Origin of the sequence: Pseudomonas sp. AM14(2022), assembly GCF_036346455.1 — a bacterium.
In the GTDB taxonomy this organism is placed as follows: domain Bacteria; phylum Pseudomonadota; class Gammaproteobacteria; order Pseudomonadales; family Pseudomonadaceae; genus Aquipseudomonas; species Aquipseudomonas putida_A.
The window spans coordinates 110,095-131,410 of record NZ_JAOTNY010000011.1 but is presented as its reverse complement, the minus strand read 5'-3'; the positions used below and the strand labels follow the sequence as shown (position 1 = coordinate 131,410).

At 61.5% G+C, this 21,316-nt stretch carries 24 protein-coding genes; 9 read left to right on the top strand and 15 right to left on the bottom strand.

All coding sequences use genetic code 11. The features are described 5' to 3' along the window. Positions 1 to 12 precede the first annotated feature (12 nt). The 4 genes from V3W27_RS20890 to V3W27_RS20875 form a co-directional block, all read right to left on the bottom strand. Positions 13 to 687: an urease accessory protein UreF gene (locus V3W27_RS20890; RefSeq protein WP_330207426.1), complete on the bottom strand. Its 675-nt coding sequence runs from the start codon at positions 685 to 687 to the stop codon at positions 13 to 15. Further along, positions 684 to 1,184, bottom strand: coding sequence for an urease accessory protein UreE (gene ureE, locus V3W27_RS20885; protein WP_285375207.1), 501 nt, complete (start codon positions 1,182 to 1,184; stop codon positions 684 to 686). Before ureE ends, V3W27_RS20890 begins: the two co-directional genes overlap by 4 nt. Before the next feature lie 297 nt (positions 1,185 to 1,481). Next, the gene (locus V3W27_RS20880) at positions 1,482 to 2,114 is read right to left on the bottom strand and encodes a TetR family transcriptional regulator (RefSeq protein WP_027613541.1); all 633 of its coding nucleotides are present in this window, start codon (positions 2,112 to 2,114) and stop codon (positions 1,482 to 1,484) included. 173 nt (positions 2,115 to 2,287) lie between these two features. Then, positions 2,288 to 2,794: a hypothetical protein gene (locus V3W27_RS20875; RefSeq protein ID WP_247268700.1), complete on the bottom strand. Its 507-nt coding sequence runs from the start codon at positions 2,792 to 2,794 to the stop codon at positions 2,288 to 2,290. Between the two features lie 386 nt (positions 2,795 to 3,180). Between V3W27_RS20875 and V3W27_RS20870 the strand changes: the two genes are divergently transcribed. Beyond that, positions 3,181 to 5,256, top strand: a complete 2,076-nt coding sequence (locus tag V3W27_RS20870; protein ID WP_097089886.1) for an AsmA family protein — start codon at positions 3,181 to 3,183, stop codon at positions 5,254 to 5,256. A gap of 100 nt (positions 5,257 to 5,356) precedes the next feature. Here the strand turns inward: V3W27_RS20870 and V3W27_RS20865 are convergent, their stop codons facing one another. Next, positions 5,357 to 5,890, bottom strand: coding sequence for a ferritin-like domain-containing protein (locus V3W27_RS20865; protein WP_027613544.1), 534 nt, complete (start codon positions 5,888 to 5,890; stop codon positions 5,357 to 5,359). Between the two features lie 90 nt (positions 5,891 to 5,980). After that, entirely contained in the window at positions 5,981 to 6,898 is a 918-nt protein-coding gene (locus V3W27_RS20860) for a LysR substrate-binding domain-containing protein (RefSeq protein WP_150369544.1), read from the bottom strand. Between the two features lie 120 nt (positions 6,899 to 7,018). Between V3W27_RS20860 and V3W27_RS20855 the strand changes: the two genes are divergently transcribed. The 3 genes from V3W27_RS20855 to V3W27_RS20845 all read left to right on the top strand — a co-directional run bounded on the left by V3W27_RS20855 (position 7,019) and on the right by V3W27_RS20845 (position 8,942). Next, entirely contained in the window at positions 7,019 to 7,654 is a 636-nt protein-coding gene (locus V3W27_RS20855; RefSeq protein WP_330207425.1) for an FMN-dependent NADH-azoreductase, read from the top strand. After that, positions 7,655 to 7,960 carry a DMT family transporter gene (locus tag V3W27_RS20850; protein ID WP_027613547.1) on the top strand — a complete coding sequence of 102 codons (306 nt, stop codon included), beginning with the start codon at positions 7,655 to 7,657 and terminating at the stop codon, positions 7,958 to 7,960. Positions 7,961 to 8,051: 91 nt separating this feature from the next. After that, complete coding sequence (locus tag V3W27_RS20845) at positions 8,052 to 8,942, top strand: esterase/lipase family protein (RefSeq protein WP_247268705.1); 891 nt, start codon at positions 8,052 to 8,054, stop codon at positions 8,940 to 8,942. Between the two features lie 118 nt (positions 8,943 to 9,060). On the opposite strand, the gene V3W27_RS20840 is transcribed toward V3W27_RS20845, so the two are convergent. After that, positions 9,061 to 9,948 (bottom strand): DMT family transporter, encoded by an 888-nt coding sequence (locus V3W27_RS20840; RefSeq protein WP_247268706.1) that lies wholly within the window; start codon positions 9,946 to 9,948, stop codon positions 9,061 to 9,063. A gap of 97 nt (positions 9,949 to 10,045) precedes the next feature. On the opposite strand from V3W27_RS20840, the gene V3W27_RS20835 reads away from it, so the two are divergent. From V3W27_RS20835 to V3W27_RS20825, 3 genes are all read left to right on the top strand, one after another. Next, positions 10,046 to 10,840: an AraC family transcriptional regulator gene (locus V3W27_RS20835; RefSeq protein ID WP_115988319.1), complete on the top strand. Its 795-nt coding sequence runs from the start codon at positions 10,046 to 10,048 to the stop codon at positions 10,838 to 10,840. A 63-nt stretch (positions 10,841 to 10,903) separates the two neighbouring features. After that, positions 10,904 to 11,209 carry a PsiF family protein gene (locus tag V3W27_RS20830; RefSeq protein WP_007966973.1) on the top strand — a complete coding sequence of 102 codons (306 nt, stop codon included), beginning with the start codon at positions 10,904 to 10,906 and terminating at the stop codon, positions 11,207 to 11,209. 197 nt (positions 11,210 to 11,406) lie between these two features. Further along, positions 11,407 to 12,420 (top strand): AI-2E family transporter, encoded by a 1,014-nt coding sequence (locus V3W27_RS20825; RefSeq protein ID WP_027613551.1) that lies wholly within the window; start codon positions 11,407 to 11,409, stop codon positions 12,418 to 12,420. 114 nt (positions 12,421 to 12,534) lie between these two features. Here V3W27_RS20825 and V3W27_RS20820 read toward each other — a convergent pair whose 3' ends face one another. Next, the gene (locus V3W27_RS20820; protein WP_047600627.1) at positions 12,535 to 13,809 is read right to left on the bottom strand and encodes an Hsp70 family protein; all 1,275 of its coding nucleotides are present in this window, start codon (positions 13,807 to 13,809) and stop codon (positions 12,535 to 12,537) included. A gap of 291 nt (positions 13,810 to 14,100) precedes the next feature. Between V3W27_RS20820 and V3W27_RS20815 the strand changes: the two genes are divergently transcribed. Further along, complete coding sequence (locus tag V3W27_RS20815; protein WP_027613553.1) at positions 14,101 to 15,048, top strand: DnaJ C-terminal domain-containing protein; 948 nt, start codon at positions 14,101 to 14,103, stop codon at positions 15,046 to 15,048. A gap of 23 nt (positions 15,049 to 15,071) precedes the next feature. Further along, on the top strand, positions 15,072 to 15,377 hold the full coding sequence (locus V3W27_RS20810) for a chaperone modulator CbpM (protein WP_027613554.1): 306 nt from the start codon (positions 15,072 to 15,074) through the stop codon (positions 15,375 to 15,377). Between the two features lie 124 nt (positions 15,378 to 15,501). Here V3W27_RS20810 and V3W27_RS20805 read toward each other — a convergent pair whose 3' ends face one another. The 7 genes from V3W27_RS20805 to V3W27_RS20775 all read right to left on the bottom strand — a co-directional run bounded on the left by V3W27_RS20805 (position 15,502) and on the right by V3W27_RS20775 (position 21,312). Next, positions 15,502 to 16,629 carry a sensor histidine kinase gene (locus V3W27_RS20805; protein WP_330207424.1) on the bottom strand — a complete coding sequence of 376 codons (1,128 nt, stop codon included), beginning with the start codon at positions 16,627 to 16,629 and terminating at the stop codon, positions 15,502 to 15,504. 146 nt (positions 16,630 to 16,775) lie between these two features. Further along, the gene (gene ureC / locus V3W27_RS20800; protein ID WP_330207423.1) at positions 16,776 to 18,476 is read right to left on the bottom strand and encodes an urease subunit alpha; all 1,701 of its coding nucleotides are present in this window, start codon (positions 18,474 to 18,476) and stop codon (positions 16,776 to 16,778) included. 158 nt (positions 18,477 to 18,634) lie between these two features. Then, positions 18,635 to 18,940, bottom strand: a complete 306-nt coding sequence (locus V3W27_RS20795) for an urease subunit beta (protein WP_098966985.1) — start codon at positions 18,938 to 18,940, stop codon at positions 18,635 to 18,637. After that, positions 18,937 to 19,473 (bottom strand): GNAT family N-acetyltransferase, encoded by a 537-nt coding sequence (locus tag V3W27_RS20790; RefSeq protein ID WP_027613558.1) that lies wholly within the window; start codon positions 19,471 to 19,473, stop codon positions 18,937 to 18,939. Before V3W27_RS20790 ends, V3W27_RS20795 begins: the two co-directional genes overlap by 4 nt. A 6-nt stretch (positions 19,474 to 19,479) precedes the next feature. After that, positions 19,480 to 20,013 carry a GNAT family N-acetyltransferase gene (locus tag V3W27_RS20785; protein WP_047600616.1) on the bottom strand — a complete coding sequence of 178 codons (534 nt, stop codon included), beginning with the start codon at positions 20,011 to 20,013 and terminating at the stop codon, positions 19,480 to 19,482. 9 nt (positions 20,014 to 20,022) lie between these two features. Continuing rightward, entirely contained in the window at positions 20,023 to 20,325 is a 303-nt protein-coding gene (gene ureA / locus V3W27_RS20780; protein ID WP_007915951.1) for an urease subunit gamma, read from the bottom strand. A gap of 147 nt (positions 20,326 to 20,472) precedes the next feature. Beyond that, positions 20,473 to 21,312 carry an urease accessory protein UreD gene (locus V3W27_RS20775; protein WP_330207422.1) on the bottom strand — a complete coding sequence of 280 codons (840 nt, stop codon included), beginning with the start codon at positions 21,310 to 21,312 and terminating at the stop codon, positions 20,473 to 20,475. Positions 21,313 to 21,316 lie beyond the last annotated feature (4 nt).

Below are 21,316 nucleotides of genomic sequence, written 5' to 3'. Positions count from 1 at the left end.
AGATGACAGGCCCTAAGAGCGAAACAGACGGCTGTACTGGCGCTCATGCGCCATGCACGCCAGGGACAGGCCGAACGCGGCGCTGCCAATGTGTTCGGGATTGATGCGGGTGGCGTCCTGCTGCGCCTGTTGCAGCAACGGCAACAGTTCGCTGGTCAGGCGCTGGGCGGCTTGCTGGCCCAGCGGCAGGGTTTTCATCAGTACCGCGAGCTGGTTTTCCAGCCAGCTCCATAACCACGCGGCGAGGGCGTCTTGCGGGCTGATGCCCCAGGCGCGCGCGGCGAGTGCCCAGCCGAGGGCCAAGTGCGGTTCTGCGCATTGCTCAAGAAAGCGGCGGGCCGGCGCGTCGAGTTCCGGCAAACCGTTGAGCAATTGCTGCAGCGAGTAACCCATCTGCCGGCTCTCCAGATGTAACTCACGGGTCTCGCGGCTGGCGCGGTGGGTTTCGCAGAGGCGCAGCAACTCGGGCCAGTTTTCCTCGGCCGCGGCCTGACAATGAGCAAGCAGCAGTGGCGCCTCGAAACGGGCGAGGTTGAGCAGTAGTTGATCGCTGATCCAGCGGCGGGCGCTGTCCGGGTTGTTCACGCGGCCGTTATCCACCGCCATTTCCAGGCCTTGCGAATAGCTGTAGCCGCCAATCGGCAGTTGCGGACTGGCCAGGCGCAACAGCGCCCAGGCCGGGTTCACAGACGTACGCCGAACTGATGGAGTTTGGGCGCGTAGTTGAAGTCTTCGTCGCCGTGTCGCGAATGATGATGGCCGCCGCCGTAGGCCCCGTGTTCCGGCTGGAACGGCGCTTCAATCGCTTCGACCTTCGCGCCGAGCTGTTCGAGCATGGCCTTGAGCACGTAATCGTCGAGCAGACGCAGCCAGCCATCGCCGACTTGCAAGGCGACGTGGCGATTGCCCAGATGATAGGCGGCGCGGGTCAGTTCGAAGGCATTGGCGCAGGTGACGTGCAGCAGTTGCTCGGGGCGGGCGCAGACGCGAACGATGCGGCCGTCCTCGGCCTGCAGGCATTCGCCGTCATATAACGGTGCCTGACCGCGCTCCAGAAACAACCCGACGTCTTCGCCATCGGCACTGAAACAGCGCAGACGGCTTTTGCTCCGCGCTTCGAAGGTCAGGTGCAACTCGGCGGACCAGACAGGTTGAGGGTCGATTCTGCGATGAATCACCAGCATCGGAAAGCTTCCAGCAGTGGACTTGTAGGAGGGCTAGAGCAAGGGGCTTGCCAACCGGACGAGATGTAGGAAATCCCTGTCGGAGCGTAGAGGATGTTTCAAGATGTTGCAGAATTTTGGAAGGTTTTGGTGCGTGAAGATTTTTACATGCACCAATTTGTGGCTGTCACACAAAGCAATGTAGGAGTGAGCCTGCTCGCGATAGCGGTCTTCCAGTCAATTCTCGGCTGACTGAACGGACGCTATCGCGAGCAGGCTCACTCCTACAGGGGATTTGTGAGGTTTTGGGAAAGGGAATTACTCGGTACTGCCCAACCCTTGCCAGTGCTTGAGGCCGATAAAGATGAAGCGCAATTGCTGGGTGATCTTCGCCTGCGGCGTCAGATGCTCCGGCAGGGCCTCGGCGGGCGGGTCAATGATGTCCGGCAGAGTGGCGAATACCGATTTGACGATCAGGTCGGCGATCACGCTCAGCCCGGCTGCATCCAGATGTTGCAGCTTGGGCATCAGCGTCAGATCGGCCGCAAGGTCGGCGCTGATGTTCTCGCGCAGACGACCGATCGCCTGACGCACCGGCTGCGAGCCGCCGTATTGCTCACGAGCGAGAAACAGGAACTGCGAACGGTTGGCGCTGACCACGTCGAGGAAAATCCGCACCGACGCATCGATGATGCCGCCCATGACGAATTCGTTGTGGCGCACCAGTCGGATGGTTTCGCGGAAGGTCTGACCGACTTCACTGACCAGCACCAGACCCAACTCGTCCATGTCGGCAAAATGCCGATAGAAACCGGTGGGCACAATGCCGGCGGTCTTGGTCACTTCGCGCAGGCTCAGGCTGCCGAAACCTCGGCCGCTTTCCATCAAATGGCGGGCAGCGTCCATCAGGGCGTTGCGGGTCTGTTGTTTCTGTTCGGCGCGGGGCAGCATCGCAAAGGCGTTTTCTTGAGCGGGACAAGCGCCGCACTCTAGCAAATCGGCTTTGCTGGCGTCGAACGGCAGGGGGAAAAGTCAGCAGGAAAAAAGGTTTCGCAGATTGTCGGTACTGAAAAAGTCAAAAGCCCAATCCGGTGATTGGGCTTTTTTTCCAGGCCGCCATGGGCTTAGCTCAAAGCGCTGTTGCGTTCGATCACACGGTCACCACCGCCTTCGGCAACGGCTTGGCCCAGTGGGGTTTTGTCGAAACCGTCTTCAGCCAGGGTCTGGCCTTGTGGAGTACGGTCGCCGCCACCTTCAGCGAGGGTTTGCCCTTGTGGAGTGCGGTCGCCGCCATCGGAAGCCAGGGTCTGACCTTGTGGAGTCTTGTCATAGCCGTCTTGCACCAGACCTTTCTCTTCCAGACGATCACGGCCGCCTTCTGCTACAGCTTGACCTTGTGGAGTCTTGTCGTAGCCATCTTGTACCAGGCCTTTTTCTTCCAGACGATGACGACCGTTTTCAGCCAGAGTCTGACCTTGTGGCGTGCGGTCGCCGCCGTCAGCAGCCACTGTCTGGCTGAACACAGAGTGGCTGGCTTTCACTTGTGGGGTAGCCTGATCGGCAGCGGGCAGGGCGAAAGCAGTGCTGGCTAGCATCGACAGGGTAAGGCTGAGCAGTAATTGGCGTTTCATGATGGGTTGCTCCTTGGGAGGGCGATAAAGTGGGTACGAAGCCAATGCTACTCTCGATAAGTCGATATAAAAGTTCATAAACGCAATGGTAATAATCAACAGAATTGATTGTTCTGCCGAGGCGCTCTAGCTCGGGCGTTTGCGGGCGGTGGTTTTGCACCGCAGTGGGTATTTTCGACTCACTCGCGCCTCGCAAATGTGCGGGCAGCGGTAACGCTGTTCGACCAATCGGTCAGCATTCGGGGCGATTTTTTGCCGCGCAATCTATATTCCGATTAAACCTGCGCACTGTTTGCCAGTCGTAGAATTCATGAGGGCCGCTTTGGCCCGCCGTTTCAGCTGTGCGTCGCGAAATCGGCGTGCGGTCGTCATCAGGAGTTTTGTGCATGACGCGCACCGGAAAAATCTTCAGTTGGACCTTCGCCACTCTCGTACTGCTGCTGGCGGTACTGGTTCTGATCATCGTGTTCTTCGACTGGAACCGGATCAAACCGCCGCTCAACGCCAAAGTCTCGGAAGAATTGCATCGTCCGTTCGCCATCAATGGCAACCTCGCGGTGATCTGGCAGCGCGAGCCGGACGAGGGCGGCTGGCGGGCCTGGGTGCCGTGGCCGCACGTGGTGGCTGAGGACCTGACGCTGGGCAACCCGGATTGGTCGAAGCAGCCGCAGATGGTTACGCTCAAACGTGTGGAACTACGCATCTCGCCGCTGGCACTGCTGGCGCAACGGGTGACGATCCCGCGCATCGACCTGACCGAACCCAACGCGCAACTGCAACGCCTGGCCGATGGCCGCGCCAACTGGACCTTCAAGTTCGACCCGAAAGACCCGAATGCCGAACCGTCGAACTGGGTGGTGGACATCGGTGCGATTGGTTTCGACAAGGGCCACGTCACCCTGGATGACCAGACACTCAAGACTAATCTCGACGTGTTGATCGATCCGCTGGGCAAACCGATTCCGTTCAGCGATATCGTCGGCGCCAAAGCCGCGAAAACCGCGCAGGACAAGGGCGCCGCGCCGCAGGACTATGCGTTCGCGCTGAAGGTCAAAGGCCAATACCACGGCCAGAACCTCACCGGCCAGGGCAAGATCGGCGGGCTGCTGGCGTTGCAGGACGCGAACAAGCCATTCCCGCTGCAGGCTCAGGCGAAGATCGGCGCCACCAGCATCGAACTCGCTGGCACCTTGACCGACCCGCTCAACCTCGGCGCCCTCGATCTGCGTCTGAAACTGGCCGGCGCCAGCCTCGGCAACCTCTATCCACTGACCGGCGTGACCCTGCCGGACACGCCGCCGTACTCCACCGACGGCCATCTGATTGCCAAGCTGCATGATGCCGCCGGTGCGAAATTCACTTATGAACAGTTCAACGGCAAGATCGGCGGCAGTGACATTCACGGCGATCTGACCTACGTCGCCAGCCAGCCACGGCCCAAGCTCAGCGGCGCGTTGCTGTCCAATCAATTGCTGTTCGCCGACCTCGCGCCGCTGATCGGCGCCGACTCGAATGACAAGCAAAAGGCCCGCGGCGGCGAGAGCAAGCAGCCGACCGACAAAGTGCTGCCGGTGGAAGAATTCAAGACCGACCGCTGGCGCGCGATGGATGCCGACGTCGAGTTCACCGGCAAGCGCATCGTCCACAGTGAAAAGCTGCCGTTCACCGACCTCTATACCCACCTGAAACTCAACGACGGCGAACTCAGCCTCGAACCGCTGCGCTTCGGCGTGGCCGGCGGCAATCTGGACGCGCAGATCCGCCTCAATGGTCGCACCGAACCGCTGGAAGGCCGGGCCAAACTGACTGCGCGCGGCTTCAAGCTCAAGCAGTTGTTCCCGACTTTCGAACCGATGAAAACCAGCTTCGGTGAGCTCAACGGTGATGCTGATATCAGCGGTCGCGGCAACTCGGTGGCCAAGCTGCTCGGCGGCGCCAATGGCCAGTTGAAGATGCTGATCAACGACGGCGCGATCAGCCGTGAACTGATGGAGCTGGCCGGTCTCAACGTCGGTAACTACGTGGTCGGCAAGATTTTTGGCGACAAGGAAGTGAAGATCAACTGCGCGGCGGCGGACTTCGACATCAAGACTGGCCTGGCGACCACACGGCTGTTTGTGTTCGATACCGAGAACGCGATCATCTACATCGACGGCACCGCGAACATGGCCACCGAGCAATTGGACCTGACGGTGACACCGGAGTCCAAGGGCTGGCGTCTGATTTCGCTGCGTTCACCGTTGTACGTGCGCGGCAAGTTCATCAAGCCGGACGCCGGGGTCAAGGCCGTGCCGTTGATGTTGCGTGGCGCGGGGATGGTGGCACTGGGCGTGATTGCCGCACCGGCTGCGGGGTTGTTGGCGCTGGTGGCGCCGAGTGGCGGGGAGCCGAACCAGTGCGCGCCTCTGCTTGAGCAGATGAAGGCGGGCAAGGCGCCAGTGACCGTCAAGCCAACAAAATGATCGGTGACTGACAGGGCCCCTTCGCGAGCAAGCCCGCTCCCACAGGTTTAGTGAAAAAACTGTGGGAGCGGGCTTGCTCGCGAAGGCGGTTTAGAAGGGCTTACAGGTCCTTCAGGATATCGGCCATGTCATCGGCATGCTCTTCTTCCTGCGCGAGGATGTCTTCGAAGATGCGCCGGGTGGTCGGGTCTTTTTCGCCGATGTACTGGATGATCTCGCGGTAGCTGTCGATGGCGATCCGTTCGGCCACCAGGTCTTCGTAGACCATTTCCTTCAAGGTGTTCCCGGCCACGTATTGGGCATGGGACATTTTCGACAGCAGGTCCGGATTGAACTCCGGTTCGCCACCCAGTTGCACGATGCGCTCGGCCAGACGGTCGGCATGTTGCGCTTCCTGGGTCGCGTGTTCGAGGAATTCTTCCGCGGCCACGTGGGCTTTGACGCCGTTGGCCATGAAGTAATGACGCTTGTAACGCAGCACGCAGACCAGCTCGGTGGCCAGCGACTCGTTGAGCAAGCGCAGCACCTCGTCACGGTCGGCGCTGTAGCTCTCGGTTACCGCGCCGTTCTCGACGTGTTGTCGCGCACGTTCGCGCAGGGTTTTGACATCTGACAAGTGCAGGTCGTCGCTCATGTTGATCTCCAGGAGGCTAATCCAATGGCGCCACGCTCTACAGGCGTGATCGGTTACCCAAGTTGTGAGTCCTGAGCGACGCAAAAAGTTTTATGAGATTTCCGGCGACCTTGGTACCAGCCCGGACAACTGCGCTTCTTCGCGCAACCAGGCAAAAAACGCCCGCACCGGCGGATGCCGCTCCCGTCCCGGCACACACAGCGCGCTGTACCCGGCACCATCGACTTGCACCTGCCCCTTGTACGGCACCAGCAACCCACTGGCGACGCTCTGCGAGACCAGAATATTGCTCGCCAGCACCAGACCTTGCCCGGCAATCGCCGCTTGCAGAGCGTAATGCTCCTCATCGTATTCACGGATCGCCGGATGCTGGTTCAGCCACGACTCGCCGGAGCCAGCGCACCACGCTTCCCAGCCATGGGCATACAGCTTCGAGTTGTGCCAGCGCACGCTGATCAGCGCCGGCGTGCGCCGGGCGGCCAGCGCCACCTGTTCCGGCGAGCCATACACGCCGAAGGTCTCATCGAACAGGCACAAGCCGTAAAGGTTGGGGTAATCGTCGAGGCTATAGCGCAGCACCAGATCGACGCTGGCGTCCTGATGCAGGTCGATGACTTCGCAGTGGGTATCGAGGCGCACGTTGATGTTCGGGTGTTGCGCATAAAACCTTCCGAGGCGCGGCACCAGCCACAGCGCGGCAAACGCGGCGGTGGTCGACAGTGTCAGGTTGCTGCCGCTGCGTTGCGGACGCAGGGTGTCGACGCTTTGCGCGACTTCCAGCAGCGCGCCGTGCAGGCTGCGAAACAGTCGCTCGCCCCCTTCGGTCAGGCGCACCTGACGCGGCAAACGCTCGAACAGCGCCACGCCGAGCCAGTCTTCCAGCGCTCGGATCTGATGGGAAATCGCCGTCGGTGTGACTGACAGCTCTTCAGCAGCGGCCTTGAAGCTCAACAGCCGCGAAGCGGATTCGAAGGCGCGCAGGGCGGTCAGCGGCAACGAGGCGAACATTCAATACTCCATGGATGAAACAGATTCATCCCGAATGACTTTTGCTCATTTGAGACAGCGGCGGGTCGGCGCCAATCTGGCGCCACTTAGCCACTCAAGTCTAATCCCAAGGAGTTTCAGATGAGCAAGATTCTTGCGATCCATGCCAGCCCGCGCGGTCGTTCGCACTCACGGCGTTTGGCAGAAAGTTTTCTCAGCGCCTGGCAGGTGCGCCATCCACAGGCTCAGGTCACCCGCCGGGAAGTCGGACGGGCGCTGATCCCTCCAGTCAACGAAGCCTTTGTCGCCGCCGCGTTTCACCCTGAACCCGAAGCGCGTCCGTTGTCGATGCAGGCCGATCTGGCGCTCAGCGATCAACTGGTCGGCGAGTTGTTCGAGCATGACTTGCTGCTGATTTCCACGCCGATGTACAACTTCAGCGTGCCCAGCGGCCTCAAGGCCTGGGTCGATCAAATCGTACGGTTGGGCCTGACGTTCGACCACACCCTGGACAACGGCGTGGCCCAGTACACGCCGTTGCTGCAAGGCAAGAAAGCGCTGATTGTCACCAGCCGTGGCGGTTTCGGCTTCGGCCCCGGTGGCGAACTGGAAGCGTTGAACCATGCCGATCCGTGGTTGCGCACCGCGCTGGGCTTTATCGGCATCAACGACGTCAACGTGGTCGCGGCCGAGGGCGAGGAATCGGCCGAGCGCACCTTCGCGGTATCAGTGGCCGAGGCCGAGCAGCGTTTGCTCGACCTCGCCCGGACGTTCTAAGTGGCCTGGCTGTGCCTGCTGATCGCCGCCGGCTTCGAGGTGACTTTCGCCATGGGCATGAAGTACGCCGAAGGCTTCACCCGCTTGTGGCCGTCGCTGATCACGGTGGCGGCGGCGATTGGCGGGATTTACTTCCTGACGTTGGCGATGCGCGAGTTGCCGGTGAGTATCGCCTATCCGATCTGGACGGCGATCGGCTCGCTGGGCACGGTGTTTCTCGGTTTTGCCCTGCTCGGCGAGAGCCTGACCCTGGTCAAACTGCTGTCGGTGGGGCTGATTGTGGCGGGGGTGGTGGGCCTGAAGTAGGCTGATGGTGCAGTTGTCATCATCAGGGAGGAGGCTTGGCGGGCGTTTTGCACGTCTGGCATCCACTCAGCGACCACAAGGATGTTTGCCCATGTCACAAGGTTCGGCGACACGTTATCCACTGGTGCTGGTGCCGGGCATGCTCGGGTTCATCCGGCTGCTGCTGTATCCGTACTGGTACGGGATCATCAAGGCGTTGCGCCGTGGCGGGGCGACGGTGATTGCGGTGCAGGTATCGCCGCTCAATTCCACCGAGGTGCGTGGCGAGCAGTTGCTGGCGCGCATCGACGAAATTCTGCGCGAGACCGGCGCCGCCAGGGTCAATCTGTTCGGCCACAGCCAAGGCTCGTTGACCGCACGTTATGCCGCCGCGAAACGGCCGGATCTGGTCGCCTCGGTAACCTCCGTGGCCGGGCCCAATCACGGTTCTGAACTGGCCGACTATCTGCAGAAACACTACCCAGCGAACAGCGCCAAGGGCCGCGTGCTGGAGGTGCTGTTGCGTTTTGTCGGCTGGCTGATGGCGTTGCTGGAAACCGGTTACCACGGGCCGAAACTGCCGGTGGACATCCACGCTTCGCATCAATCGCTGACCAGCGAAGGCGTGGCGCTGTTCAATCAGCGTTATCCACAGGGCCTGCCCGAGACATGGGGCGGTCACGGGCCGGAAGAGGTCAATGGCGTGCGTTATTACTCGTGGTCGGGGACGTTGCAACCGGGCAAAACTGATCGCGGTGGCAACCTGTTCGACGGCACCAACCGCAGTTGCCGCTTGTTCGCGAAAACCTTCGTGCGTGAGCCGGGGCAGTGTGACGGGATGGTCGGGCGTTACAGCTCGCACCTCGGCACGGTGATTGGCGACGACTATCCGCTGGATCACTTCGACATCGTCAATCAGTCGCTGGGGCTGGTGGGGAAGGGCGCGGATCCGGTGCGGTTGTTTGTCGAGCATGCGGCGCGGCTAAAGGCCGCCGGCGTGTGAATGTCAGTTACACCGCGTTATCGTTCTTCGCGAGCAAGCCCGCTCCCACAGTGGTTCGCATTCCACCTGTTGGAACCCGGTCGAATGTGGGAGCGGGCTTGCTCGCGAAAGGGCCAGATCAGGCAACGCTGATTCTGCGGCCTAGCACGGTGGTCCAACGCTCGGAAAGAATCACCCCGCCCAACGTCAACACCCCACCCACCAGGTGATACATCGCCAGCTCTTCCTTCAACACCACCGCCGCAATCAGCGCGGTAATCAGCGGCAGCAGGTTAAAGAACAAGGTCGTGCGGCTCGGTCCCAGGCGCTGTACCGCCTGCATCCACGCCAGCGGCGCGAGCATCGAGGCCAGCAGGCACGCGTACAGCACCAGCGGAATGTTCTGCGCGGTGAAGCCGGTTTTCGGCGAGGCGGCGTACAGCGGAAACAGCACCACAATCGCCACCAGCACTTGCAGGTACAACAACACCAGCGGCGGCAAACGCAGCTGCCATTTTTTCAGCAAGGTGCTGTAGATCGCGTAGGCCAGGGTGGCGATCAGCATCATCGCGTCACCCAGGTTAACTCCGTGTTGCAGCAGTGCACCGAGGCTGCCTGACGACACCACCACCAGCACCCCGGCGAACGACAGCACTGCGCCGAACAATGCCCCGGCGGTCAGACGCTGGCCGAGGCTGATGATGGCCATGGCCAGCGACATCAGCGGCATCAACGACAGAATAATTCCCATGTTGGTCGCCGTGGTCAGGGTCGCGGCGAAGTAGGCGAGGCTTTGATAGACCGCCATACCCAGCACGCCGAGGATGAAGATCTTGCCCAGATTCGGGCGGATCTGCGGCCAGTGCGCGATCACCGCTTTGAGCATGAACGGGGTGAACAGCAGGCCGGCCAGCAGCCAGCGATAGAAACCGATCTCGGCGGGGAAGATCGCCCCGACCGCCAGTTTGTTGATCACGGTATTGCCGGCCCAGATGAAAATCGCCAGCAGCGGAAACGCGTATTGCATGGGGTTAAAACCAGTACGTTGATGAGCGCTGATTATCCCCTGTCTGGATGCAGGCCTATACTGCGAACCGGACAACCTGCCTCTGCAACCGGACAGCATGAACAGTAAACATATCGATCTGCTGGATTTCAGCGAACTGCCGTCGGCGGTGTACTTCCGCTACGCCGATTTCAACACCCATGAATACGCGGCGCCGCACCGCCATCCGTGGGGCACGCTGGAGTACGCGGCCCACGGCGTGCTGCACATGGACGTCGACGGCAACCGTTTCATGTCGCCGCCGCACTACGCGGTGTGGGTGCCGCCGCAGGTCGAGCACAGTTTCTACAGCCATCAACCGGTCAACTACCGCGCGGTGTGCCTCGATCCGAAGGTTTGCGCCGATCTGCCGCCGCGCGCCTGCACGCTGGCAATCAGCGACATTCTCAAGGCGATTCTCAAGGACTTCGCCGCCCGCGACGTGAAAATCCCCGAACTGGATGCCGACCAGCGTCTGGCCCAGGTGTTGGTCGATCAATTGCAACAGGCGCCGGTGCATGAATGTTATCTGCCGTATGCAAGCAATCCCGGGTTGCTGGCGATCCTCGACGCCTTGCAGGCCGATCCGGGGAACAACCAGCCACTGGCGCACTGGGCAGCGCAGGTACACGTCAGTGAACGCACGCTGGCCCGGCAGTTCGTGCGTGAACTGGGAATGAGTTTCGGCGAATGGCGTCAGCGCCTGCGTTATCTCGCGGCCATCGAGGCGCTTGAAGGTACCCGCAGCGTGCAGGAAGTCGCTTTCGATCTCGGCTACAGCAGCGGCTCGGCGTTCATTGCCATGTTTGCCCGTCAGGCCGGCTGTACGCCGGAACAATACCGACGTAGCCACCTGGAAGGCAGGAAGGTGTAACAAGATTTGGCTACACTTCAGCGGAGGCCGCATCCATCGATGCGGCGACAAGGAGAAAACTCCATGAAGATGTTGCGTGTCCCTTTGTTGATGATCGGTCTGCTCCTGTGTTCCCAGGGTTTCGCCGCCACGGCGCAACAGAACAAAATGACTACCTGCAATGCCGACGCTACCGCCAAGAGCCTCAAGGGCGACGAGCGCAAGACTTTCATGAGCACCTGCCTCAAGGCTGCACCGGCCGCCAATGACGGCAAAGTGCTGACCCCGCAGCAGGAAAAAATGAAAACCTGCAACGCCGACGCGAAAACCAAGGCGCTGACCGGCGATGCGCGCAAGACCTTCATGAGTGATTGTCTGAAGAAAAAATAATCAGCAAGGATTTGCGGTGAGCGGGCCGGCCTCTTCGCGAGCAGGCTCGCCCGACATTGAAATGCGTACCCCTTGTGGGAGCGAGCTTGCTCGCGAAGGGGCTATTGAGCGCGACAATAGCCCCTGCATATCCCTAGTGCTCTCCCCGGATCGCTGGCAGACTGCCAATCCTTTTACGCCGTTCGTTTTGAGGCTGTATGCCAACGTTTTCTGAGCGTCATGTTGTGTTTTGGGTCAGTTGCATCATCATCTGCGGCGGCTTGCTGCTGGCGTTGCCGCTGCGCTTGTTGCCCAGCCTGCTGGCCGGTTTGCTGGTGTTCGAGCTGGTCAACATGCTCACCCCGCAACTGCAACGGTTGATCGAAGGTCGGCGTGCGCGCTGGCTGGCGGTGGCGCTGCTGGGCACCCTGGTGGTCAGTGTGCTGGCGCTGATCTTTGCCGGCGCCATCAGTTTCCTGCTGCACGAAGCGGAAAACCCGGGCGCCTCGCTCGACAAATTCATGGGCGTGGTCGATCGCGCGCGCGGGCAACTGCCGCCGTTTCTCGATGCCTACCTGCCGGCCAGCGCTGCGGAATTTCGCGTGGCCATCGGCGAATGGGCGAGCAAGCACCTGTCCGAGCTGCAACTGGTGGGCAAGGACGCGGCGCACATGTTCGTCACCCTGCTGATCGGCATGGTCCTCGGCGCGATCATTGCCCTGCAGCGAGTACCGGATCTGACCAAGCGCAAACCGCTGGCCGCCGCCCTGTTCGACCGTCTGCACCTGGTGGTTCAAGCCTTTCGCAACATCGTCTTCGCGCAGATCAAGATTTCCCTGCTGAACACTTTCTTCACCGCGATTTTCCTCGTGGTGGTCTTGCCGCTGTTCGGTATCAAGCTGCCGCTGACCAAGACCCTGATCGTCCTGACCTTTCTGCTCGGCCTGCTGCCGGTGATCGGCAACCTGATGTCGAACACGCTGATCACCATCGTCGGCCTGTCGCTGTCGATCTGGGTGGCGGTGGCGGCGCTGGGCTATCTGATCTTTATCCACAAGCTCGAATACTTCCTCAACGCGCGCATCGTCGGCGGGCAGATCAGTGCCAAGTCGTGGGAGTTGCTGCTGGCGATGCTGGTGTTCGAAGCCGCGTTCGGCCTGCCGGGAGTGGTGGCGGGGCCGATTTATTACGCGTACCTGAAGAGTGAGTTGAAGCTGGGCGGGATGGTTTGATTCAAGCCTTGTAGCGTTTGAAAGGGCCCTTTCGCGAGCAAGCCCGCTCCCACAGGTTCAGTGTGATCCTGTGGGAGCGGGCTTGCTCGCGAAGGGCGCGCCGCTGACTCTGGATCAGACCATCGAACCGTAGCGCTTCATCGCCTCAATCGCCAGACCGCTGCCAATGCTGCCAAAGATATTGCCTTCCACATGTCGCGCATTCGGCAGCATCGCCGAAACGCTGTTGCGCAATGCCGGAATGCCGCTAGAACCGCCGGTGAAGAACACCGTATCGACCTGCGCCACCGACACGTTGGCATCGTTCAACAGCTGCGTGACGCTGCCGCGTACGCGCTCAAGCAGCGCGTCGATGGAGGATTCGAACAGCGCGCGGCTCAGTTCCACGCTCAGGCCCGGCTCAATACGGTCCAGCGGTACGTGGCGGCTGTCGGCGTGGGTCAACTGGATCTTGGTTTCTTCGACTTCCATCGCCAGCCAGTGCCCGGCGCGCTGTTCGATCAGCTTGAACAGACGGTCGATACCGCCGGTGTCTTCAATGTCGTAGCGCATGCTGCCCAGCGCCAGGGTGGATTTCTGCGAGTACACCGAGTTGATGGTGTGCCAGGTCGCCAGGTTCATGTGGTGACTGGTCGGCATGTAGGCGCCGCTCTTCATCCGGCTGCCGTAGCCGAACAGCGGCATCAGGCCTTGCAGGCTCAGCTGTTTGTCGAAGTCGGTCCCGCCGATGTGCACGCCGCCGGTGGCGAGGATGTCATCGTGGCGGTTGTCCATGCCGCGACGCTCGGGCGACAGGCGCACCAGCGAGAAGTCCGAGGTACCACCGCCGATGTCGACGATCAGCACCAGCTCTTCTTTTTCGATGGTCGACTCGTAGTCGAAGGCGGCGGCAATCGGTTCGTACTGGAACGACACGTCCTTGAAACCAAGCTTGCGTGCCACTTCGACCAGGGTGTCTTCGGCTTCCTGGTCAGCCAGCGGGTCGTCATCGACGAAAAACACCGGACGCCCCAGCACCACCTGTTCGAACTCGCGACCGGCGGCCGTTTCGGCACGGCTCTTGAGCTGGCCGATGAACAGCCCCAGCAGATCCTTGAACGGCATCGCCGTGCCGAGGACGCTGGTGTCGTGCTTGATCAGTTTGGAACCGAGCAGGCTCTTGAGCGAGCGCATCAGCCGGCCTTCGTAGCCTTCCAGGTATTCGTGCAGGGCCAGACGACCGTAAACCGGACGGCGCTCTTCGATGTTGAAGAACACCACCGACGGCAGGGTGATCTTGTCGTCTTCCAGCGCGATCATCGTTTCCATGCCGGGGCGCAGCCAGCCGACGGTGGAGTTGGAGGTGCCGAAGTCGATACCGCAGGCACGGGCTGGAGAGGCGTTGTTCATGTCTTTCGGGTTCCGGTCAAAAAACGGCCGCGCAGTGTATGTCAGTGCGCGGCAGATTCGAAGGCCGGTCATCTGCTATTTCACGACTAAGCTTCTTGAAAGTCGCAGCTTCGCCCCAAACTTGCTGGCATGGGCCGGCAGACATACCGGCGGTCGCAAGAACCGTCGTCCACTGCCGATAAACTTCTGCTGCGCCACCCGGTCACAAAGTTGAGATCGGTCAACCCGGCACGCGCGAATGAGCGCATGCTGGCCTCGGCGCGAAATCGATAACGGATGGTGATTCCTTCGATGGACTTCAAAGACTATTACAAGATACTCGGCGTGGAGCCGACAGCGGACGACAAGGCGATCAAGGCTGCCTATCGCAAGCTGGCGCGCAAATACCACCCCGATGTCAGCAAGGAAAAAGACGCCGAGGCCAAGTTCAAGGACGCCTCGGAAGCCTATGAAGCGCTGAAAAGCGCCGACAAACGCGCCGAATATGACGAGCTGCGCCGTTATGGCCAGCACGGTCAGCCGTTCCAGGGACCGCCGGGCTGGCAGAGCCGTGGCGGTTTTGGCGGCGGCGGTGGCGACACCGGCGACTTTTCGGACTTCTTCAGTTCGATCTTCGGCAATCGCGGCGCCGGTTTCGGTGGCGACGGTCGGCAACAACGCAGTGCAGGGCGCCGAGGGCAAGACGTGGAAATGGAACTGCCGGTCTTCCTTGAGGAGACTTTGTCGGACGAGTCGAAGAAGGTCAGCTTTCAGGTCCCGCAATACAACGCCAACGGTCAGCACGTCAGCAATACCAGCAAGAGCCTGAACGTGAAGATCCCGGCGGGCGTCACCGACGGCGAGCGCATCCGCCTCAAAGGCCAGGGCGCACCGGGCATCGGTGGCGGGGCCAATGGCGATCTGTACCTGACCATTCGCTTTGCGCCGCACCCGAAATTCGATGTCGAAGGCGAAAACCTGATCATCACCTTGCCATTGGCACCGTGGGAGCTGGCGTTGGGCGCTGAAGTGGCGGTGCCGACCCTGACCGGCAAGATCAACCTCAAGGTTCCGGCCGGCAGTCAGAACGGTCAGCGCATGCGCGCCAAGGGGCATGGCTTGAAGAACAAGGCTGGTGAGCGCGGTTACCTGTTCGTGCAGCTCAAGGCCGTGATGCCGAAAACCTCGGACGACGAGGTCAAGGCGCTGTGGCAGGAACTGGCGAAGAAAGCTGCGTTCAACCCACGAGAGAACTTCTGAATCCGACGACGGAGTAGCCCATCATGAGCAGCCCCCTGATCGTTCAACTGGACATGGCAGAATTCTGTGAGGCGGCCGATCTGTCGGACGTCTACGTGATCGAAATCGTCGAACACGGCATCCTCGAACCTCAGGGCGCGCAGCCCCGGGAATGGCGGTTCACCGACTACGAGTTGAGCCTGGCCAAGCGCGCCGCGAAGTTGCGGCGCGAGCTGGAGCTTGAGTGGGAGGGCGTCGCGCTGGCACTTGATCTGCTGGATGAAGTGAAGGAACTGCGAGCCGAGAATCGCATGCTGCGCCAGCGGTTGGGGCGTTTGGTGGTCGAGTAGTTTTACCGTTGGTTCTGGAGTGTCTTTGCCGGCCCCTTCGCGAGCAAGCCCGCTCCCACAGGAGATCGCGATCTAAATGTGGGAGCGGGCTTGCTCGCGAAGAACGATTACGCGGTTGGCCTGCTTAAACCTTTCTCGGCAACACCACACTGAACAACGTCCCGTCAGCCTCGCTCGAGCTGACATCGATCGTCCCGCCATGGGCGGTCACCACTTCCTTGACGATAAACAAGCCCAACCCGAGGCTGGTTGACGGCTGTCCGAGTTCTTCGTCGGCGCTGCGCACCAGCGGGTCGAAAATCGTACCGATCGCCTCTTCGGAAATCGGTGTGCCGTAGTTGTGCACCGACAGGCACACGTGGTCGCTCTCGCCACGCAGATCGACGGTCACGTCGCGCTGGTTGGCACCGTGCTGCAAGGCATTGCCGATCAGGTTTTGCAGTAACTGGTCGATCCGTCCGGCGTCCCACACGCCGCTGGTGTCACCGTGCACGGTGAGCCTGGGATCGGATTGCGGTTGACCGGCGCAGGCTTCGGCGATCGCCGCTCGCGCCGCAACGGCCAGATCCATCGGTGCAGGCTCGATCGGCAAGCTACGGCCCAGACGACTGCGCACCAGTTCCAGCAGATCGCTGACCATCGTCGCCATGTGCCGCGCGCCACGCTTGATGTGCTGGGCGCAGGCCAGGGCATCGCCTTCAAGGCTGGATTTGCGCAGCAGCAGTTCGGTGGACATGCTCACCGCCTGCAGCGGCGCACGCAGGTCATGGCCGAGGATGGCGAGGAAAATGTCCCGCGAGCGATTGACCTGCTCGGCGTAGGCCGCGGTGGATTCGGCCAGTGCCTCGTCGATGGCTTCGTTGAAGCGGATCATGTCCTGGAAGTAGGCGATGTCCGGCGAGTCAAGGCTGTTGACCCACAGGCGGATCACGCAGGCACGCAAATGGCGGAATTCACTGGTCATCTGCACCAGGTCAAAACCGACGGTGTGGCGCAGTTCGCCATGGCTGGCGCCGGCCTCGTCCAGGCTCGGGGTCTTTTCCGGGCCTTCGCCCTTGGCTTTGGCAGCCTGTTCGGCGGGGCTTTGCGGCTTGTTCATGTCGCGGGCGGCGGCCCGCAGAATCTCGCTGGCGTGATCGCGCAGCGCAGTGGAATCCAGATAGTCGGCGGCCGGCGTGATGGTCGCGGCGAACTGTTCCCACTCATCGACGATAGGGTCGATATTGGCCACGATGAACTCGGAAAGACGCATGGGCAGTTCCTGAAAAAAGGCGGAGCGAATCGAATATTAGCCCCTTTGGCGGGAAATACACGACCGTTTGCACAGTGCTTTTCCAGCGACATGAAAAAGGCCCCGGTATCGTGCGCAAGACACGAACCGGGGCCTTTTGCCGTGCGTCAGAACAGGAAGTAACGCTGGGCCATCGGCAGGGTCTCGGCCGGTTCACACCACAGCAGCACGCCGTCGGCCTTGACCTGATAGGTCTGCGGGTCAACGTCGATGTTCGGCAGGTAATCGTTGTGGATCAGGTCGGTTTTCTGCACGTCGCGGCAGCCTTTGACCACGCCGATTTTCTTCTTCAGGCCCAATGTCTCGGGCAACCCGGCCTCCTGCGCGGCCTGACTGATGAACGTCAGGCTGGTGGCGTGCAGCGAGCCGCCGTAACTGGCGAACATCGGGCGGTAGTGCACCGGTTGCGGGGTTGGAATCGACGCGTTGGCGTCGCCCATCAGACTGGCGGCGATGGCGCCGCCCTTGAGGATCAGCGTCGGTTTCACACCGAAAAACGCCGGACGCCAGAGCACCAGGTCGGCCCATTTGCCGACTTCGATCGAACCCACTTCATGACTGATGCCATGGGTGATCGCCGGGTTGATCGTGTATTTGGCGATGTAGCGCTTGGCGCGGAAGTTGTCGTTGCCTGCGCCATCCTGCGGCAGCGGGCCGCGCTGCTTTTTCATCTTGTCGGCGGTCTGCCAGGTGCGTGTGATGACTTCGCCGACGCGGCCCATGGCCTGGCTGTCAGAGCTGATCATTGAAAACGCGCCGAGGTCGTGGAGGATGTCTTCGGCGGCAATCGTCTCGCGGCGGATACGGCTTTCGGCGAACGCCACGTCTTCGGCAATGCTTGGGTCGAGGTGGTGGCAGACCATCAGCATGTCGAGGTGTTCGTCGATGGTGTTGCGGGTGAACGGCCGGGTCGGGTTGGTCGAGCTCGGCAGCACGTTAGGAAAACCGCAGGCCTTGATGATGTCCGGCGCATGGCCGCCACCGGCACCTTCGGTGTGATAGGTGTGAATGGTGCGGCCCTTGAACGCGCCGAGGGTGGTTTCGACGAAACCCGATTCGTTGAGGGTGTCGGTGTGTATCGCCACCTGCACGTCGTACTGGTCGGCGACGCTCAGGCAGTTGTCGATGCTCGCCGGAGTGGTACCCCAGTCTTCGTGCAGTTTGAGGCCGATGGCGCCGGCCTTGACCTGCTCGATCAGCGGCTCCGGCAGGCTGGCGTTGCCCTTGCCGGTGAGGCCGATGTTCATCGGGAATGCGTCAGCGGCCTGCAGCATCCGCGCCAGGTGCCACGGCCCGGAGGTGCAGGTGGTGGCGTTGGTGCCGGTCGCCGGCCCCGTGCCGCCGCCGATCATGGTGGTGACGCCGCTCATCAGCGCTTCTTCGATCTGCTGCGGGCAGATGAAGTGAATGTGCGTGTCGATGCCGCCGGCAGTGAGGATCATGCCTTCACCGGCGATCACCTCGGTGCTGGCGCCGATGGCGATGGTCACGTTGGGCTGTACGTCCGGGTTACCGGCCTTGCCGATCGCGGCGATGCGCCCGTCCTTGAGGCCGACGTCGGCTTTGACGATGCCCCAGTGGTCGATAATCAGCGCATTGGTGATCAGCGTGTCGACCACTTCGGCGGCGAGCAGCTGGCTCTGGCCCTGACCGTCGCGGATCACTTTGCCGCCGCCGAATTTGACTTCTTCGCCGTAGGTGGTGAAGTCCTTTTCGACTTCGATCCACAACTCGGTGTCCGCCAGGCGCACCTTGTCGCCGACGGTGGGGCCGAACATGTCGGCGTAGGCTTGACGCGAGATCTTCATGTGTTTGCCTTGGAATTCAATTGGTTTTGAGATCGTTCGCTGCGCTCACTTTCGCGAGCAGGCTCGCTCCCACAGGGGATTGGATTCCAGCTGGAGGAACTCGGTTTAATGTGGGAGCGGGCTTGCTCGCGAAGGGGCCAGAGCAGACACCGCATTACTTAGAGATCACCCATGACCCGCCCGGCAAAGCCGAACACCCGCCGATGCCCGGCGTACTCCACCAGCTCGACCTCGCGACTTTGCCCCGGCTCGAAGCGCACGGCGGTGCCGGCGGGGATGTTCAGGCGCATGCCACGGCTGGCCGCGCGATCAAAGGTCAGCGCGTCGTTGGTTTCGAAAAAGTGATAGTGCGAACCGACCTGGATCGGCCGGTCGCCGCTGTTGGCGACTTTCAGGCTGAGGGTGCGGCGGCCGACATTCAGTTCGATGTCGCCGGGCTGGATCTGGTACTGGCCGGGAATCATGGCCGGGCTCCTTGCAGAATCTTGTAGTAGAGGGCGGTCGGGCGATAGGTACCGTGCGGGTCGCAGGCATAGTCGGGAATTTCACCGGCACGGGTGTAACCCAGGGCCTTGTAGAAATCTTCGGCGGGCGAACCGGCCTCGGTGTCGAGGTAGAGCATGCCGCGTTTGTGTTTGGCCGCTTCAAGTTCCAGCGCATTCATCAATTGCTGACCGAGGCCGCGACGCCGCGCCTGTTCGCGCACCAGCAGTTTTTGCACCTCGGCACGATTGAGGCCGTTGGCCTTCTGGCACAGACCCAACTGCACGCTGGCCTGCACCTCTTCATCCTTGACCACCACCCAGAGCAACACGCTGCCCTTGTTCACTTGTTGCTGCACTTCATCGAAATAGGCGCGGGCCTGCGCGGCATCGAGGTCGGCCATGAAACCGACGCTGGCGCCATAACCCACGGCGTCGAGCAGCAGATCAATCAGGCCCTGACGATAGTGCGCAAAACTTTCCGCATTGACGCGTCGCAGTTGGGCGGGGTTCATCGCGTGTCACTCCTTGTTGGCGACCGGCGGCTGGGCGCCAGGGTTGAGAGTCAGTTGCATGAAGGTCAGATCGAGCCAGCGACCGAACTTGGTGCCGACTTGCGGCATTTGTCCGGTGATGCTGAAACCGGCGCGTTCATGCAGACGAATGGAAGCGGCATTGCCACTTTCGATGGCGGCGACCATCACATGCTTGTCGCAGGCTTTGGCCCGCTCGATCAGCACGCTCATCAATTGCGGGCCAAGGCCATTGCCGCGCTGGTCGCTACGGACGTAGACCGAGTGCTCGACGGTATGGCGGAAACCATCGAACGGCCGCCAGTCGCCAAAGGAAGCGTAGCCGAGCACAACGTTGTCGGCGTCGACGATCACCAGAATCGGGTAGGCCTGGGCCTGCCGGGCGCTGAACCACGCCTGGCGGTTGCCGAGGTCGACCGCCGATTCGTTCCAGATCGCCGTGGTGTTGAGCACCGCGTCGTTGTAGATGTCGCGGATTGCCGGCAGATCGGCATGCAGGGCATCGCGAATGGTGTAGGTCATGGCGCGGCCTCAGACGATCGGTTGGTGGACGGTGACCAGTTTGGTGCCGTCGGGAAACGTCGCTTCGACCTGGATCTCCGGGATCATTTCCGGGATGCCTTCCATCACCTGTTCACGGCTCAGCAGGGTGGTGCCGAAGTGCATCAGCTCGGCCACGGTCTGGCCGTCACGGGCGCCTTCGAGCAGGGCGGCGGAGATATAGGCCATGGCTTCCGGGTAGTTGAGCTTCACACCTCGGGCCAGTCGGCGTTCGGCGACGAGGCCGGCGGTGAAGATCAACAGCTTGTCTTTTTCGCGTGGGGTCAGGTCCATTGCGGGTATCCATCAGGGCAGTTTGAAAAATGTGCACAAATTTCCTGTGGGAGCGGGCTTGCTCGCGAAAGCGGCAGGTCAGCCCGCATCTGTGTGAATGACACACCGCCTTCGCGAGCAAGCCCGCTCCCACAATTGGATTGCATTTCAGGTGTTCCAGATTCGCGGGGGCTGGGCTTCGCGGCCTAGCAGAGCCGGGCGTAACAAACGCCATAAATCGATGAGCCAGGCACGGGCGAGCAATGCTTCTGACGCCAGACACCGAGCCACCAACAGGCCGGGCAACTGGGTCAGATCACCGCGCACCTCATGGCCCAGCGAGCGACAACGCTCCAGCAGCTCGGCATCGATTTCACCGCTCACCAACAGCGTCGCAAACACCGGATCGCCATCCAGACCGATCGGCGAATCCAGCAACCCGTCACCGCCAGTAATCCTCTGACGTTCGTGCCAGAGCAATCGCCCGTCACGGCGGATGTCCAGATGCGCTTGAAAGTGTCCGAGGTCGAAGCGCTCGCCACTGGCCGGTCGGCCCAGCGCCACCACGTCCCAGTAGAACAACCGCGCATCGCCTTCAAGCTCGATTGAGGTGGTGAGTTCAGCCTGAGCGGCGCTGTAGACGATGGTTTCCTGCGGCAGCCATTCCAGCGTCGCACCGGCAGCGACTTTCAGGTCAAGCTGCTGATACGCCGGCCCCGCTGCGCGATACCACTTGGCCGCGCCGGGGCTGGTGATCTGCGCCCAGGCGTCTGCTTCGACGCGGGCGCTGATATTCAGTCGATCACCCCCGGCGATCCCGCCCGGCGGGTGGACGATGATGTGCTGGCAGACCTCGGGGCCTTCGGCGTACAGGTGCTTTTGCACGCGCAACGGGCCAAGGTGCCGGCGTTGAACCGGGCGCGTGCAGTCGCCGAAGCGGGCGTAGGCCAGTTCCAGCTCGGCGTGCCAGCTCGGGGTAAACAGGGCAGTGGAAAGCGGTAAGTTCATGGTT

What these genes read in the sequence shown, in the direction of transcription:
- V3W27_RS20855 (WP_330207425.1), top strand. Translation starts at nt 7,019, where the DNA reads ATGAGCAAGATTCTTGCGATCCATGCCAGCCCGCGCGGTCGTTCGCAC.
- V3W27_RS20815 (WP_027613553.1), top strand. Translation starts at nt 14,101, where the DNA reads ATGGACTTCAAAGACTATTACAAGATACTCGGCGTGGAGCCGACAGCG.
- V3W27_RS20790 (WP_027613558.1), bottom strand. Translation starts at nt 19,473, where the DNA reads ATGAACCCCGCCCAACTGCGACGCGTCAATGCGGAAAGTTTTGCGCAC.
- ureC (WP_330207423.1), bottom strand. Translation starts at nt 18,476, where the DNA reads ATGAAGATCTCGCGTCAAGCCTACGCCGACATGTTCGGCCCCACCGTC.
- V3W27_RS20810 (WP_027613554.1), top strand. Translation starts at nt 15,072, where the DNA reads ATGAGCAGCCCCCTGATCGTTCAACTGGACATGGCAGAATTCTGTGAG.
- V3W27_RS20880 (WP_027613541.1), bottom strand. Translation starts at nt 2,114, where the DNA reads ATGCTGCCCCGCGCCGAACAGAAACAACAGACCCGCAACGCCCTGATG.
- V3W27_RS20860 (WP_150369544.1), bottom strand. Translation starts at nt 6,898, where the DNA reads ATGTTCGCCTCGTTGCCGCTGACCGCCCTGCGCGCCTTCGAATCCGCT.
- ureE (WP_285375207.1), bottom strand. Translation starts at nt 1,184, where the DNA reads ATGCTGGTGATTCATCGCAGAATCGACCCTCAACCTGTCTGGTCCGCC.
- V3W27_RS20795 (WP_098966985.1), bottom strand. Translation starts at nt 18,940, where the DNA reads ATGATTCCCGGCCAGTACCAGATCCAGCCCGGCGACATCGAACTGAAT.
- V3W27_RS20840 (WP_247268706.1), bottom strand. Translation starts at nt 9,948, where the DNA reads ATGCAATACGCGTTTCCGCTGCTGGCGATTTTCATCTGGGCCGGCAAT.
- ureA (WP_007915951.1), bottom strand. Translation starts at nt 20,325, where the DNA reads ATGGACCTGACCCCACGCGAAAAAGACAAGCTGTTGATCTTCACCGCC.
- V3W27_RS20835 (WP_115988319.1), top strand. Translation starts at nt 10,046, where the DNA reads ATGAACAGTAAACATATCGATCTGCTGGATTTCAGCGAACTGCCGTCG.
- V3W27_RS20820 (WP_047600627.1), bottom strand. Translation starts at nt 13,809, where the DNA reads ATGAACAACGCCTCTCCAGCCCGTGCCTGCGGTATCGACTTCGGCACC.
- V3W27_RS20785 (WP_047600616.1), bottom strand. Translation starts at nt 20,013, where the DNA reads ATGACCTACACCATTCGCGATGCCCTGCATGCCGATCTGCCGGCAATC.
- V3W27_RS20845 (WP_247268705.1), top strand. Translation starts at nt 8,052, where the DNA reads ATGTCACAAGGTTCGGCGACACGTTATCCACTGGTGCTGGTGCCGGGC.
- V3W27_RS20870 (WP_097089886.1), top strand. Translation starts at nt 3,181, where the DNA reads ATGACGCGCACCGGAAAAATCTTCAGTTGGACCTTCGCCACTCTCGTA.
- V3W27_RS20875 (WP_247268700.1), bottom strand. Translation starts at nt 2,794, where the DNA reads ATGAAACGCCAATTACTGCTCAGCCTTACCCTGTCGATGCTAGCCAGC.
- V3W27_RS20805 (WP_330207424.1), bottom strand. Translation starts at nt 16,629, where the DNA reads ATGCGTCTTTCCGAGTTCATCGTGGCCAATATCGACCCTATCGTCGAT.
- V3W27_RS20775 (WP_330207422.1), bottom strand. Translation starts at nt 21,312, where the DNA reads ATGAACTTACCGCTTTCCACTGCCCTGTTTACCCCGAGCTGGCACGCC.
- V3W27_RS20865 (WP_027613544.1), bottom strand. Translation starts at nt 5,890, where the DNA reads ATGAGCGACGACCTGCACTTGTCAGATGTCAAAACCCTGCGCGAACGT.
- V3W27_RS20825 (WP_027613551.1), top strand. Translation starts at nt 11,407, where the DNA reads ATGCCAACGTTTTCTGAGCGTCATGTTGTGTTTTGGGTCAGTTGCATC.
- V3W27_RS20830 (WP_007966973.1), top strand. Translation starts at nt 10,904, where the DNA reads ATGAAGATGTTGCGTGTCCCTTTGTTGATGATCGGTCTGCTCCTGTGT.